The sequence below is a fragment of the Flavonifractor sp. An10 genome, from assembly GCF_002161215.1.
Lineage (GTDB): Bacteria > Bacillota > Clostridia > Oscillospirales > Oscillospiraceae > Flavonifractor > Flavonifractor avistercoris.
Genome location: NZ_NFMB01000011.1, coordinates 49,029 through 63,804, shown reverse-complemented (window position 1 = coordinate 63,804; position 14,776 = coordinate 49,029). Strand labels below are relative to the sequence as shown.

Here is a 14,776-nt window from a genome sequence, read left to right as displayed (position 1 = left end):
GGAGGATTTCCGGCGGCTTTTTGTGTGGATTGCCCAACTTTGGCATCCTGCTTGCTAATGAATATCAGACAGATTTGCCCGACGGGCGGAAAGGAAGCGTGGAAATGAGGAGACTTTGGTACAACGGAAAGGTCGTGTCCATGGACGGGGCCATGACCCGGTACGAGGCGGTGGGGGCGGAGGACGACAAGATTGTCTTCCTGGGCACCAGCGCGGACGCCCTGGCCCAGAGCTGGGACGAGAAGAAGGATCTCCAGGGGGCCATGGTGCTGCCCGGCTTCAACGACACCCATCTGCACATGCTCTACTACGCCATGTTCCAGAAAAACGTGGCCCTGTTCGGCGTGGACTCCATCGAGACCATCGTGGAGCGCTGCCGGGAACGGATTGAAAAGAACCATCCCGACTACCTGCTGGGCATGGGCTGGAACCAGGAGACCATGAAGGAGGGCCGCATGCCCACCCGGGAGGACATGGATCGCATCTCCACTGAGATCCCCGTGTGCATGCTGCGCACCTGCGCCCACATCGCCGCCTGCAACACCGTGATGCTGGAGCGCATCCGGGAGCTGAAAAATGTGGATCCCGAGACCATCAGCCACGTGGACTTCATCAACGGCCTGTTGCGGGAGGACGCCATGCGGCTGTACATGGACGTGATTCCCAAGGCGGACGATGCCTACGTGCGGGAGCTCATTGAGATCGGCCAGCGGGATCTCAATGCCGCCGGCATCACCTGCGTCCACTCCGACGATCTGAAGGTGATTGCGGGGATGGATCCCATTCACCTCATCGACCTGTTCCGGGAGATGGAGGAGGAGGGGAAGCTGACCGTCCGGGTGTACGAGCAGTGCCTGGTGGATCAGCCCGACTTCGGCCGCCTGCTGGCGGCGCGCAGCGACCCGGACGACCGCACCAGCCTCTTCCGCACCGGCCCCCGCAAGCTGCTCCAGGACGGCTCCCTGGGCGCCAAGTCCGCCGAGATGATCGACGGCTATGTGGACGACCGGAGCAACCACGGCATCCCCATCTATACCGAGGAGGAGCTGTGCGCCTGGATCAAGGCGGCCCACGACCAGCACATGGACGTGGCCGTCCACGCCATCGGCGACCTGGCCTTCCAGAAGGTGTGCGACGCCATCTACAAGGCCCAGGAGGCCAACCCCTGGCCGGATCACCGCCACGGCATTGTCCACGCCCAGACCACCTCCCCGGCCCTGCTGCGGCTGATGAAGGTCATGGGCCTGCAGGCCTATATCCAGCCCATCTTCATCGACGCGGACATGAACATCATCGAGGAGCGGGTGGGGGAGCGCCACGCCAAAGACTGCTACAACTGGAAGAGCATGGAGGATCTGGGCATCCGGGTCAGCGGCGGCTCCGACTGCCCGGTGGAACCCTTCGACGTGCTGGACAACATGCGCGCCGCCATCACCCGGAAGAACCGGGCGGGCACCAAGACCTACCTGCCGGAGCAGGCCCTCTCTGTGGAGCAGGCGGTGCGCCTGTTCACCTCCGACGCGGCCTGGGCCAGCCGGGACGAGGCCGTCCGCGGCACGCTGGAGACCGGCAAGCTGGCAGATCTGGTGGTGCTTGATCAGGATCTGTTCGACATCGAGCCGGACACCTTCCCCCAGGTGAAGGTGCTGGAGACCGTGCTCAACGGAACGACCGTCTACCACGCGGAGCAGTGAGCCCGCTCTGCGCTGTGGAAGAAAAGAGAGGATCTGATTCCATTCATGCTTGGGAGGTAAGAAGATGAACAAGAAAAATTTCTGGAAGGACACTATCATCGTCGGCCTGGCGCTGTTCTCCACCATGTTCGGCGCCGGCAACCTGATCTTCCCGCCCCAGATCGGCCTGTTCAGCGGCGATCAGTGGATGTGGGGCGCCCTGGGCCTGCTGCTGGGCGGCATCATCCTGCCGGTGCTGGCCCTGTGGGCGGTGAACAACGTGGGCGACAAGGCCCAGGATCTGATGGGCCACGTGTCCCCCTGGTTCTACAACGCCTACTACCTGATCGGTTGCTCCTTCATCGCCATGGGCTCCACCCTGCCCAAGAGCGCTGCCACCACCCATGAGATGGCCATCCAGCCCCTGTTTCCCAACGTGCCCATCTGGATCACGGTTATCGTGTTCTTCGTGCTGGTGTACTTCTTCGCCTGCGACCCCAACTCCGTTATCGACAAGCTGGGCAAGTACATGACCCCCATTCTGGTGGTGCTCCTGGCCATCGTGCTCATCAAGGGCGTCATCTCTCCCGTGGGCACCCCCGTGGACACCGGCATTGATAACGCCTTCGGCGATGCCATCCTCACCGCCTATAACACCGGCGACCTCACCGTGGGCATCATGTTCGCCAGCGTGATCCTGCTGGATCTCCGCCGCCGGGGCTACACCGGCGCGGAGAGCAAAAAGGGCGGCTACATGGCCGGCGTCGTCAGCATCGTGGTGCTCTTCGCCGTCTACGGCACCCTGACCTACATCGGCGCCTGCGCCAGCGGTGTCTATCCCCAGGACACCCCACAGACCGCCCTGCTCTCCGGCATCATCCAGTCCATCATGGGTCCTGTGGGCATGGCCTGCCTGGGCGGCGCGGTGGCCCTGGCCTGCCTGACCACCGCCGTGGGCATCGGCACCACCTGTGTCGGCTTCTTCTACGACTTCTTCAAGCGGAAGATCCCCTACAAGGTTCTGGTGCTCATCGCCTGCCTCATCGGCATCTTCATGGGCATCACCGGCGTGCAGAACATCGTCAACTACGTCACCCCCATCTTCCTGGTGGTCTATCCGGCCCTGATTGTGAACACTGTGCTGGGCCTGCTCAACAAGTACCTGCCCAACGACGGCTTCTACAAGGGCGGCGTGCTCATGGCCGTGGTGGTGAGCCTGGGCGACGCGGTGCTCAGCGTCAACCCCAACATCGGCTGGCTCCGGAGCTTCATGGATCTGTTCCCCTTCTCCGGCCTGGGCTTTGCCTGGGTGGTTCCCACCATCATCGGCATGGTCGTGGGTGCCATCATCTGCCGCGGCAAGCCCAAGTACCAGCCCCTGCCCGACCCTGCTGAGGTGTCCGCGCAGGAGAAGTAAGCCAGTCCCGGGGTGCCCGGGAACCGCTCCTCTCGGGAGGCGGAGACGCATTTGTCTCCGCCTCCCTGTCATTTCTGACGGGAGAGGGGCCCAAAGCCTTGCAAATTCTAGCAAAATTCTGCTTGACTTCAATTTTTCACTATGATATAATCCCAAATTGCGCAGGTGTGCCTGCCAAAGGAAAAATTCTGCCCTGAAACAGGGCGCTTTTTCCGAGAAATCAAGGGATGGGAGGCGTTGCCGTATGCTGTCGGAGCTCAAGCAGGGCGCCAGGGTGGCCGGGGTCAAGCAGACCAGAAGGGCCATCGAGGACGGCAGGGCCGCCCGCGTCTTCCTGGCGGAGGATGCCGATCCCCGGGTCACCGGCCCGGTGGAGGAGCTGTGCCGGGAGAAGGACATCCCGGTGGAGCGGGTGTCCCAGATGAAGGAACTGGGCTCCGCCTGCGGCATCGCCGTGCCCAGCGCGGTGGCCGCTCTGTTGGCCTGATTTTAGCGAGGCGGTATAATTCACCACCGTTTCGTTAAAATATATTCTTTAGAAACCAAGAAAGGAGGAAAACCATGCCTACGTTCAACCAGCTCGTCCGTAAGGGCCGTGAGGTGGCCGTCACCAAGTCCACCGCGCCCGCCATGCAGAAGGGCCTGAACACCCTGCAGAACCGCATGACCGACCTGCCTTCTCCCCAGAAGAGAGGTGTGTGCACCGCGGTTCGTACCGCCACCCCCAAGAAGCCCAACTCCGCGCTTCGTAAGATCGCCCGTGTGCGTCTGACCAACGGGATGGAGGTCACCGCCTATATCCCCGGTGTCGGCCACAACCTGCAGGAGCACTCCGTGGTCATGATCCGCGGCGGCCGTGTCAAGGATCTGCCCGGCGTCCGCTACCACATCATCCGCGGCACCCTCGATGCCCAGGGCGTCAACGGCCGTATGCAGGGCCGTTCCAAGTACGGCGCCAAGCGTCCCAAGGCCGGCAAGAAGTAATGCCCTGAGGACTTGCACAACCCATTGAAGAAGAACTAACGCGCATCAAGCGCAAGGCAGTTGTCCTTGCGGAAGCGCTTACCTATATAACAGGGGCGTTTTCAGCGGGGCACTGGACAAGCAGGCACTTGTCTTACACGGGGGCTTTTGAACAGCCTTCGAGTACCTATGAAATCATACTATGAAGGAGGGAAGCAAAGTGCCCAGAAGAGGAAACGTACCCAAGCGGGAGGTTCTGCCCGATCCTATCTACAACTCCGTCCTGGTGACCAAGCTGGTCAACAGCATCATGCTGGACGGCAAGAAGGGCGTGGCCCAGAAGGTCGTCTACGGTGCTTTCGACATCATCAAGGAGAAGACCGAGAAGGATCCCCTGGACGTGTTCACCGCCGCTCTGGAGAACATCATGCCGTCCCTGGAGGTTAAGGCCCGCCGCGTGGGCGGCGCCACCTATCAGGTGCCCATCGAGGTTCGTCCCGAGCGCCGCCAGACCCTGGGTCTGCGCTGGCTGACCAACTACTCCCGCGCCCGCAGCGAGAAGACCATGAAGGAGCGGCTGGCCGGCGAGATCATGGACGCCGCCAACAACCTCGGCTCCGCAGTGAAGAAGCGCGAGGACACCCACAAGATGGCCGAGTCCAACAAGGCTTTCGCGCACTATCGCTGGTAATAAGGAGTTAGAGTATGCCTAGAAAAGTATCTCTGGAGAATACGCGCAACATCGGCATCATGGCCCACATCGACGCCGGTAAGACGACTACCACCGAGCGTATTCTCTATTACACCGGCGTCAACTACAAAATCGGCGAGACCCACGACGGTACCGCCACCATGGACTGGATGGCTCAGGAGCAGGAGCGCGGCATCACCATCACCTCCGCCGCCACCACCTGCTACTGGAAGGGCTCCAAGAACCAGTTCCCCCAGACCCGCATCAACATCATCGATACCCCGGGCCACGTGGACTTCACCGTGGAGGTGGAGCGCTCCCTGCGCGTGCTGGACGGCTCTGTGACCGTCATGTGCGCCAAGGGCGGCGTGGAGCCCCAGTCCGAGACCGTCTGGCGCCAGGCCGACCACTACAAGGTTCCCCGCATGATCTACGTCAACAAGATGGACATCATGGGCGCCGACTTCTACAACGTGCTCAACATGATCCACGACCGTCTCAAGTGCAACGCCGTGCCCATCCAGCTCCCCATCGGCAAGGAGGATACCTTCAAGGGCATCATCGACCTGGTGGAGATGGACGCCGACATCTACTACGACGAGATGGGCAAGGACATGCGCGTGGAGGAGATCCCCGCCGACATGATGGAGCTGGCCCAGGAGTACCGCACCAAGCTGGTGGACGCCTGCGCCGACCTGTCTGACGAGGTTATGGAACTGGCCCTGGAGGAGAAGCCCATTCCCCAGGATCTGCTGCGCAAGGTGATCCGTCAGGGCACCATCGACAACAAGCTGGTTCCCGTCACCTGCGGCACCTCTTACCGCAACAAGGGCGTGCAGAAGCTGCTGGACGCCATCGTGGACTTCATGCCCTCCCCGCTGGACATCCCGGCCATCCAGGGCGTGAACCCCGAGACCGAGGAGGAGGACGAGCGTCCCGCCGACGACAACGCCCCCTTCTCCGCCCTGGCCTTCAAGATCATGACCGACCCCTTCGTGGGCCGTCTGTCCTTCGTGCGTGTCTACTCCGGCAAGCTCACCACCGGTTCCACCGTGCTCAACAGCACCAAGAACCAGAAGGAGCGCATCGGCCGCATCCTGCAGATGCACGCCAACCACCGGGAGGACATCGAGGAGATCTACTCCGGCGACATCGCCGCCGTTATCGGCCTGAAGAACTCCACCACCGGCGACACCCTGTGTGATGAGAAGCATCCCATCATCCTGGAGTCCATGGAGTTCCCCGAGCCCGTTATCCGGGTCGCCATCGAGCCCAAGACCAAGGCCGGTCAGGAGAAGATGGGCATCGCCCTGGCCAAGCTGGCCGAGGAGGATCCCACCTTCAAGACCTACACCGACGAGGAGACCGGCCAGACCATCATCGCCGGCATGGGCGAGCTGCACCTGGAGATCATCGTGGATCGTCTGCTCCGCGAGTACAAGGTGGAGGCCAACGTGGGCGCGCCCCAGGTTGCCTACAAGGAGACCATCCGCAAGGCGGTGGATCAGGACACCAAGTACGCCCGCCAGTCCGGCGGTAAGGGCCAGTACGGCCACGTCAAGATCCACGTGGAGCCCAACGAGTCCGGCAAGGGCTACGAGTTCATCAACAACATCGTGGGCGGCGCCATCCCCAAGGAGTATATCCCTGCGGTGGACGCCGGTATCCAGGGTGCCATGCAGGCCGGCGTGCTGGCCGGCTATCCCGTGGAGGACGTGAAGGTCACTCTGTACGACGGCTCCTACCACGAGGTGGACTCCTCTGAAATGGCCTTCAAGATTGCCGGCTCCATGGCCTTCAAGGAGGCCTGCCGCAAGGCCAACCCCGTCCTGCTGGAGCCCATCATGAAGGTGGACGTCATCGTGCCCGAGGATTACATGGGCGACGTGATGGGCGATCTGAACGCCCGCCGCGGCCAGATCCAGGGCATGGAGGCCCGCCCCGGCGCCCAGGCCATCAGCGCCCTGGTGCCTCTGAGCGAGATGTTCGGTTACGCCACGGATCTGCGTTCCCGCACCCAGGGCCGCGGCCAGTACTCCATGGAGCCCCACAGCTACGTGGAGATCCCCAAGAGCATCGCCGAGAAGATCATCGCCGAGCGCGGCCGCAAGGACGACTAAGTTTAGCGCGGAGGGCGTGCGCGCGGGGAATCCGGGCTCAGCAGCCCGGCCGTGCCCGCGGCCCGCAGCGTGACGGCCACGCATTCCCTGAGCTTTCCGGCTGGAAAGAATCAGAAAAGGTATTGCTTTTTTCCATGCAATGCTATACAATATTTTCGCGTTTATTGCGGAAATGAGGACTATCCTACTATCAGATTTTAAGGAGGAACATCCAAAATGGCTAAGGCTAAATTTGAGCGTACCAAGCCCCATGTCAACATCGGCACCATCGGCCACGTTGACCACGGCAAGACCACTCTGACCGCTGCTATCACCAAGTATCTGGCTCTGAAGGGTCAGGCCCAGTACGAGGACTACTCCAGCATCGACAAGGCCCCCGAGGAGCGCGAGCGCGGCATCACCATCAACACCGCCCACGTGGAGTACGAGACCGACAAGCGTCACTACGCCCACGTTGACTGCCCGGGCCACGCCGACTATATCAAGAACATGATCACCGGCGCTGCTCAGATGGACGGCGCCATCCTGGTCATCGCCGCCACCGACGGCCCCATGGCTCAGACCCGTGAGCACATCCTGCTGGCCCGTCAGGTGGGCGTGCCCGCCATCGTGGTCTTCCTGAACAAGTGCGATCAGGTGGACGACGAGGAGTTGCTGGAGCTGGTGGAGATGGAGGTTCGCGAGCTGCTGACCAAGTACGAGTTCCCCGGCGACGACATTCCCATCATCAAGGGTTCCGCTCTGAACGCCCTGACCTGCGAGTCCGGCGACGTGAACGACCCCGACTTCGCCTGCATCAAGGAGCTGATGGACGCCGTTGACGAGTATATCCCCACCCCCGCCCGCAACGACGACCTGCCCTTCCTGATGCCCGTCGAGGACGTGTTCACCATCACCGGCCGCGGCACCGTCGCCACCGGCCGTGTGGAGCGCGGCGTCATCAAGATGAACGAGGAAGTCGAGATCGTCGGCCTGTCCGATGAGAAGAAGAAGACCGTCGTGACCGGCATCGAGATGTTCCGCAAGCTGCTGGACTACGCTGAGGCCGGCGACAACATCGGCACCCTGCTGCGCGGCGTTGCCAAAACCGACATCGAGCGCGGCCAGGTTCTGTGCAAGCCCGGCTCCATTCACCCCCACACCAAGTTCACCGGCCAGGTGTACGTCCTGAGCAAGGACGAGGGCGGCCGTCACACCCCCTTCTTCAACAACTATCGTCCTCAGTTCTACTTCCGTACCACCGACGTGACCGGCGTCATCACCCTGCCCGAGGGCACCGAGATGTGCATGCCCGGCGACAACGTGGACATGAAGGTGGAGCTGATCACCCCCATCGCCATCGAGAAGGGCCTGCGTTTCGCTATCCGTGAGGGTGGCCGCACCGTGGGTTCCGGCGTTGTTATCGACATCGAGGAGTAATTTTACTTCCTTGGAAAATCCCCGCCATCCGGCGGGGATTTTCTTTTGCCGCGGTGCGGCCACCCGGGGCCCCATCGCAGATGGGGCGGCGCGAAGCGCCGTGCGAGCATTTTTGCGAAGCAAAAATCTCGGCGCAGGCGGAATTCATTTCCGCCGAGCATGTAAAATGGACAGGGTTCCCGCAGAAGCGGAGCTTCTGTGGGACAGGCCTCGCAGAGTTCCTGCGGCCGCAGCCGCAGGAATAAAATCAAAACCTGTCATTTCCGGGGACATGCGCCTCGGAAATGACACTTCTCATGGCGGAAGGGGCGACAATTTCGCAAGAAATCGAGTCCCTTCCGCCATGCAGCCTTTCTCGAAAAAGCGGCTTTGCCGCTTTTTCGACAGGCAGGGAAAATCCCGCCATCCGGCGGGGATTTTCTTTTGCCGCGGTGCGGGCCGTCCGGAAAAGAACTTGCCCCGTCGGCATGCCTATGATAGAATACGGGGGAAAGAAGGGATGCTATGCTGCTGACCAATCTGACAGAGGTCACCACAGAGGAGACCCAGGAGACCTTGGAAGCCCTGGGCGGCTTTTTCCACAACCTGAATCTCCGGACACTGCTCACCATTGGGCTGCTGATTGTGGGCTGCCTAGTTGTCATGAAAATCGTTCTCAGGCTGCTGGATCGCACCTTCCGGAGGCTGGAGCTGGAGCGGGGGCTGTGCACCTTCCTCCATGCCGCCCTGCGTGTGGTGCTGTGGCTGGTCACCGTATGCATTGTGCTGGGCTATATCGGCGTGCCCATGACCAGCCTGGTGGCGCTGGTGGGCGTCATCGGCCTGGCGGTGTCCCTGGCCATCCAGGGCACGCTCTCCAACCTGGCGGGGGGCATCCAGGTGCTGGTATCCAAGCCCTTCAAGGCGGGGGACTATGTGGAGGCCGGCGGGGTCTCCGGCACGGTGAAGGAGGTAGGTCTGGCCTACACCAAGCTGGCCACCGTGGACAACAAGGTGATCTCCGTGCCCAACGGGCAGATTTCCGGGGAAAAGATCATCAACTACACCACGGCGGATCAGCGGCGGGTGGATCTCACCTTCAACGCCTCCTACGACGACCCGCCTCAGAAGGTGATCGAGACCATCCGGCAGGTGGTGGGCGCCCACCCCCAGGCCCTGTTCACCCCGGAGCCCTTTATCCGGGTCAATGCCTACAAGGACTCCAGCGTGGAGTACGTGGTGCGGGTATGGTGCGCCACGGCGGACTACTGGCCGCTGTACCACGATCTGCTGGAACAGGTGAAGGAGGCCTTTGACAAGAACGGCATCCAGATGCCCTACAGCCATCTGAACGTCCACGTGGTGGAGCGGAAGGAGGAGAAGGGATGACGGACAACCGGGCTGTGAGCAGGGGACTGAAGCTGCTGTGCCTTGGGCAGGTGACCGCTGCGCTGATTCTCCTCCCCTTCCCCTTGCTGCGCGCGGCTGCTTTTGCGGCGACGCTGCTTCTGGCGGTGGCGGGCCTGTATCGGACGGGATGCCGGATAGCCATCCCGGTCGTCCTTGCAGCGCTGGCGGCCGGTCTGCTGCCCATACCGAGCATGCTCTCATACGCCGCCGTTGAGGTGCTCCGCCTGGCCGCCTTCTGCCTGGTGTATGCCGCTGCGCGAGAATGGAGGCGGCGGACGGCGGCCTGGGGCGGCGGGTGCAGGGCCTGTGCATCCCGCACGGCGCTGGAGCTTGCCGGCTATTTCTGCGCTGCTCTTTATCCAGGTTCGGAGATACCCAAAGTGCCCATGATGCTCTGCATGGGCGGCCTCCTGGTATCCACCTTGCTCTATCTGGCTTTCCTCGTCAGGGCATCCTAGGCTCTGAAAGGCTGACAGAAAAACGCGGCGCAGAAGCGCCGCGTTTTCGCCTATTCCGGCATCTGCAGTCCGTGGATGAAGCCCCCCAACTGGGGGGAGAGCACATCCCCGCCGATGACGGTATTTTTATAGATAAGCAGCCCCGCCTGAATGCCGGCCTCCCCGGTGGGGTAGTTGGTGATCTCATAGGTGTACCGCTTCACCCGCTTGCCGCAGTAGTCGGTGAGGTCGAAGCCCTGGCTCGCCTGGAGTTCCAGGTACTGGCTGTAGGTCTCGTCGAACGCCTCCGGGATGATCAGCTCCTCTACGGCGATGGGCTGGGCCGACACAGCCCAGCCGTAGCTCTCCAGATAGGCCACCCTGTCCTCGTTGGTGCGGACGCCCTTGGGGCTGACCGCGGCGGAGGCCGCCGTGCCCCGCCCTCCAGACAGTCCGGCGGCCGCCAGCAGAACCACGCATACCACGGCGGCAGCCGCCGCCACGGCCGCGATGCGTCCTTTGCGGATCTTGGCGGTGAAGATGAACACAGCGCAACGCTCCCTTCCCAAATTGGTTCCTGCTGATTGGTATGTTCTTTTTGCCCCTTCTATGCTAAAATGTTGAAAACAGGACAAGCAGATGGGGGGAACAGCATGGAGCGGCTGGACAAAATTCTGGCGAACACGGGACGCTGGTCGAGGAAGGAGGCCCGGGAGCTGATCCGGGCGGGCCGGGTGTCGGTGGACGGAGTGACTGCCCGCGCACCGGAGGACAAGGCGGATCCCGCCGCCGTCTTCACGGTGGACGGGGAGAACATCAGCGGGGAGAAGCAGGTGTACCTGATGCTCCACAAGCCCGCCGGGCTGGTGTCCGCCACGGAGGATCCCCGGCAGCCCACGGTGCTGGAGCTGCTGCCGGAGCATCTGCGCCGGGTGGGGCTCTTTCCCGCGGGGCGGCTGGACAAGGACACCGAGGGCCTGCTGCTGCTCACCAACGACGGCCCCCTGGCCCACCGTCTGCTCTCCCCCCGGCATCACGTGGACAAGACCTATTTCGTCCGGGTGGACGGCGCGCTGGACAGGGAGGACGCGGAGGCCTTTGCCGCCGGCATGACCCTGGCCGACGGGCTGGCGTGCCTGCCCGCCGGGCTGGAGCTGCTGGACACGCCGGATACCGCTATCGTCACCCTGCGGGAGGGCAAGTACCACCAGATCAAGCGGATGCTGGCCGCTCGGGGCAAGCCGGTGGTGTACCTCAAGCGCCTGACCATGGGGCCGCTGTCCCTGGATCCCGCCCTGGAGAAGGGGGAGTGGCGCCCCCTGACGGCGGAGGAGCTGGCCGCCATCCGATCCGTGTAGTGGCGGCCTGCGGCCGCCCCCGGGCGAACGCAGTTCGCCCCTACAACATATACGGGCAGTCCGGCGGCGCGTCAGGGATGCCGCGCCCTACGAGATGGGCCGCGGCCGCCATATATGGCGGCCCTACACGGCTTTGCCGCCATCTGTCCGTAGGGCCGCGATATATCGCGGCCGCCCACACATGCGCAGAGGTTTGGAGAAGGTGCGGGGCCCCGCCGAAGCCCAGCGCGGCAACCCGCAAGGGGTACGCCGTATCCGTAAGGCGGCAAAGCGAACGATCTGGAGCTTGCGGCGAGGCTGTCACGCTCCGCCTGTTCGCGACGCCCGGCTTCCCTCCGGCTCCGGGCACAAACAGCCAGTTTGCGAACTGGCCTGGTTTGTACCCGTCGCCCCGGTCCATCCGGGCTGCTCACGACGGCTTCGCGCTTCTCTTTCGGCAATTTCCACAAAAGTTTTTCAGAAAGCTATTGAAAAGGGCAAAAAGAACCGGTATAATAGAACGGCAGTGTATGTAGAGAGGGTTATCCCCCGAGGGGGAATCAATAAGTTAAGGAGGCATCACCATGTCCAGCAGGGTTTTTCAGAGCGTCGTTTTACAGATGAAGGACAGCACAGACAGAGCCATCGGCGTGATTGATTCTGAGGGAACGGTGGTGGCCTGCAACGAATTGAGCTGCATTGGCGAGCACTGGCCGGGCGTGGTGGAGGCGGTCAACCGGGGGGACGGCGGCGCCGTCCGCTTTGAGGGCCGCACCTTCAAGGCACTGGCCGGCTGGGGCGCCCAGTTCGACTATGCCGCCTTTGTCAAGGGGGAGGACGCGGAGGCCCAGACACTCTGCGCCATGGCCGTGGTGGCCCTCAACGGGGCCAAGACCTACTATGAGGAGAAGCACGACAAGGCCACCTTTGTCAAGAACATCATCTCCGACAACATCCTGCTGGGGGACATCTATGTCCGGGCCAAGGAGCTGCATTTCGTCTCCGAGGCGCCCCGGGCGGTGCTGCTGATCCGCCAGGTGGAGACCACCGATCCGGCCCTCATCGACGTGGTGCAGACCATGTTCCCCGACAAGCAGGTGGACTTTGTCCTGTCCATCAGCGAGACCGACGTGGCCCTCATCAAACAGCTCTCCGAGGGCACGGAGCCCCGGGATCTCTACCGCCTCGCCAAGCAGATCGAGGAAAAGATCACCGAGGAGCTCCACCTGCGGGTGGTCATCGGAATCGGCACCATCGTGGGCCACATCCGGGAGCTGGCCCGGGCCTACAAGGAGGCGGGCATCGCCATCGACGTGGGCCGGGTGTTCGACACGGAGAAGACCATCATCACCTATGAGAACCTGGGCATCGGCCGGCTGATCTACCAGCTGCCCACCACCCTGTGTGAGATGTTCCTCCAGGAGGTCTTCAAGAAGAACCCCATCGACGCCCTAGATCAGGAGACCCTGTTCACCATCAACAAGTTCTTTGAAAACAACCTGAACGTGTCCGAGACGGCCCGGAAGCTGTTTGTCCACCGGAACACCCTGGTGTACCGGCTGGAGAAGATCAAGAAGCTCACCGGCCTCGACCTGCGGGAGTTTGACGACGCCATCACCTTCAAGGTGGCGCTGATGGTCAAGAAGTACCTGATCTCCCGGGGCATCGACAACTGAACCACACCAGGAGGGGCGCCGCTGGGGCGGCGCCCCTCCTGGTGTCGCGCATTTCTTTCGAATACGACAGATGAGGTAACCGAGCGTGATACGTCTAATTGACATACAGAAGTCCTATGACAACGGGACGAAGGCCCTCAAGGGGGTCAACCTGCGCATTGACGACGGGGAATTTGTGTTCCTGGTGGGCCCCTCCGGCTCCGGCAAGTCCACCATCATCAAGCTCATCACCGCCGAGATCGCCCCCTCCGGCGGGCGGCTGATGGTCAACGGCTACAATCTGAACAACATCCGGCCCCGGCAGGTGCCCTTTATGCGGCGCACCCTGGGGGTCATCTTCCAGGATTTCCGGCTCATTGAGAAAAAGACGGTGAAGGAAAACCTCACCTTTGCCATGCGGGCGGTGGGGGCCTCCCCCCGGGAGATCCGGAAGCGGGTGCCCTATGTGCTGGAGTTGGTGGGCCTGGATCAGAAGGGAGACCGGATGCCCAGCCAGCTCTCCGGCGGCGAGCAGCAGCGCGTGGCCATCGCCCGCGCCCTGGTGAACAATCCCAAAATGATCATCGCCGACGAGCCCACCGGCAACCTGGATCCCATGCGCTCCCTGGAGATCATGATGCTGCTGGAGCGCATCAACGAGCTGGGCACCACCCTGCTGGTGGTTACCCACGAGAAGGAGCTGGTCAACCGCTTCTCCAAGCGGGTGGTGGCCATCGAGAACGGCAGGATCATCAGCGACGAGACGGGCGGGTATTACAACAATGAGACAACGATATGATTTCGGCTATTTCCTCTCCGAGGGCTTTCACAGTATCTTCACCCACGGCTTCATGTCCTTTGCCGCGGTGTGCATGATCGTCTGCTGCCTGCTCATCATGGGTTCCTTCACCCTGGTGGCGGTAAACGCGGAGAACATGTTCAGCGATCTGGAGGCGGAGAACCAGTTCACCGCCTTCATCGACGAGTCCATTCCCCAGGAGGAGGCCCGGGCCCTCCAGGACGACATCGAGGCGGTGCCCAACGTGGCCCGGGCGGAGTTCGTCACCAAGGAGGAGGCCCAGGCGGACTTTGAGGCGGACTACGAGGGCAACCCCCTCTTTGAGGGCCTGCCCTCCACGGTGTACCGGGATCGCTTCCACATCTATCTGGACGACATCAGCCAGCTCACCGAGACCGAGGAGGCGGTGAAGGAGGTGGCCGGCGTGGCCGACACCCAGTCCGCCCCCGAGATCGCCGAGGGCTTCACGGTGATCCGCAACATCGCCGGGGCGGTGGCCGTGATCCTGGTGGTGATCCTGCTGGCGGTGAGCCTGTTCATCATCGCCAACACCATCAAGCTGGCCACCTTCAACCGGCGGGAGGAGATCGCCATCATGAAGATGTGCGGCGCCACCAACGCCTTTGTCCGCTGGCCCTTCGTGTTTGAGGGCCTGATCCTGGGCCTGGTGGGCGCGGTGGCCGCCTTCTTCCTCCAGTGGGGCATCTACGTACTGGTGGGCAGGGCCATCAGCGGGGAGGACACCATCTCCCTGATCACCGTGCTCCCCTTCCAGCCCATGGCCCTGCGGGTGCTGGGGGTATTCGTCCTCACCGGCTTTGTCATCGGCGCCGGCGGCTCGGTGCTGGCCATTCGGAAGTTCTTGCAGGTTTGAGG

Annotated in this window: 14 protein-coding genes; 13 read left to right on the top strand and 1 reads right to left on the bottom strand. The window is 62.5% G+C overall.

Translation table 11 applies throughout. The features are described from left to right. Window positions 1-104 precede the first annotated feature (104 nt). The 9 genes from B5E42_RS17465 to B5E42_RS17425 all read left to right on the top strand — a co-directional run bounded on the left by B5E42_RS17465 (window position 105) and on the right by B5E42_RS17425 (window position 10,130). A complete protein-coding gene (locus B5E42_RS17465) occupies window positions 105-1,694 on the top strand; it encodes an amidohydrolase (protein WP_087241999.1) in 1,590 nt (529 codons plus the stop codon). Window positions 1,695-1,758: 64 nt separating this feature from the next. Then, window positions 1,759-3,090 carry a branched-chain amino acid transport system II carrier protein gene (locus B5E42_RS17460; RefSeq protein ID WP_087241997.1) on the top strand — a complete coding sequence of 444 codons (1,332 nt, stop codon included), beginning with the start codon at window positions 1,759-1,761 and terminating at the stop codon, window positions 3,088-3,090. A 244-nt stretch (window positions 3,091-3,334) separates the two neighbouring features. Continuing rightward, window positions 3,335-3,577, top strand: a complete 243-nt coding sequence (locus tag B5E42_RS17455; protein WP_087241995.1) for a ribosomal L7Ae/L30e/S12e/Gadd45 family protein — start codon at window positions 3,335-3,337, stop codon at window positions 3,575-3,577. A gap of 74 nt (window positions 3,578-3,651) precedes the next feature. Further along, a complete protein-coding gene (gene rpsL / locus B5E42_RS17450; RefSeq protein ID WP_087241993.1) occupies window positions 3,652-4,074 on the top strand; it encodes a 30S ribosomal protein S12 in 423 nt (140 codons plus the stop codon). A gap of 199 nt (window positions 4,075-4,273) precedes the next feature. After that, entirely contained in the window at window positions 4,274-4,744 is a 471-nt protein-coding gene (gene rpsG, locus B5E42_RS17445; protein ID WP_191402890.1) for a 30S ribosomal protein S7, read from the top strand. Between the two features lie 14 nt (window positions 4,745-4,758). Further along, a complete protein-coding gene (gene fusA, locus B5E42_RS17440) occupies window positions 4,759-6,864 on the top strand; it encodes an elongation factor G (RefSeq protein WP_087241989.1) in 2,106 nt (701 codons plus the stop codon). A 216-nt stretch (window positions 6,865-7,080) separates the two neighbouring features. Next, entirely contained in the window at window positions 7,081-8,283 is a 1,203-nt protein-coding gene (gene tuf / locus B5E42_RS17435) for an elongation factor Tu (RefSeq protein WP_087241987.1), read from the top strand. Between the two features lie 504 nt (window positions 8,284-8,787). Further along, window positions 8,788-9,651, top strand: a complete 864-nt coding sequence (locus tag B5E42_RS17430) for a mechanosensitive ion channel family protein (protein ID WP_087241985.1) — start codon at window positions 8,788-8,790, stop codon at window positions 9,649-9,651. Next, a complete protein-coding gene (locus B5E42_RS17425; RefSeq protein ID WP_087241983.1) occupies window positions 9,648-10,130 on the top strand; it encodes a hypothetical protein in 483 nt (160 codons plus the stop codon). The genes B5E42_RS17430 and B5E42_RS17425 overlap by 4 nt, the downstream gene beginning before the upstream one ends. 50 nt (window positions 10,131-10,180) lie before the next feature. On the opposite strand, the gene B5E42_RS17420 is transcribed toward B5E42_RS17425, so the two are convergent. Beyond that, window positions 10,181-10,657, bottom strand: a complete 477-nt coding sequence (locus B5E42_RS17420; protein WP_087241981.1) for a DUF4830 domain-containing protein — start codon at window positions 10,655-10,657, stop codon at window positions 10,181-10,183. A gap of 105 nt (window positions 10,658-10,762) precedes the next feature. Between B5E42_RS17420 and B5E42_RS17415 the strand changes: the two genes are divergently transcribed. From B5E42_RS17415 to ftsX, 4 genes are all read left to right on the top strand, one after another. Next, complete coding sequence (locus B5E42_RS17415) at window positions 10,763-11,467, top strand: pseudouridine synthase (protein ID WP_087241979.1); 705 nt, start codon at window positions 10,763-10,765, stop codon at window positions 11,465-11,467. 563 nt (window positions 11,468-12,030) lie between these two features. After that, window positions 12,031-13,122 (top strand): helix-turn-helix domain-containing protein, encoded by a 1,092-nt coding sequence (locus tag B5E42_RS17410; protein ID WP_087241977.1) that lies wholly within the window; start codon window positions 12,031-12,033, stop codon window positions 13,120-13,122. An 85-nt stretch (window positions 13,123-13,207) separates the two neighbouring features. Then, window positions 13,208-13,900: a cell division ATP-binding protein FtsE gene (ftsE, locus tag B5E42_RS17405; protein WP_087241975.1), complete on the top strand. Its 693-nt coding sequence runs from the start codon at window positions 13,208-13,210 to the stop codon at window positions 13,898-13,900. Continuing rightward, complete coding sequence (gene ftsX, locus B5E42_RS17400; RefSeq protein ID WP_087241973.1) at window positions 13,884-14,774, top strand: permease-like cell division protein FtsX; 891 nt, start codon at window positions 13,884-13,886, stop codon at window positions 14,772-14,774. The genes ftsE and ftsX overlap by 17 nt, the downstream gene beginning before the upstream one ends. Window positions 14,775-14,776 lie beyond the last annotated feature (2 nt).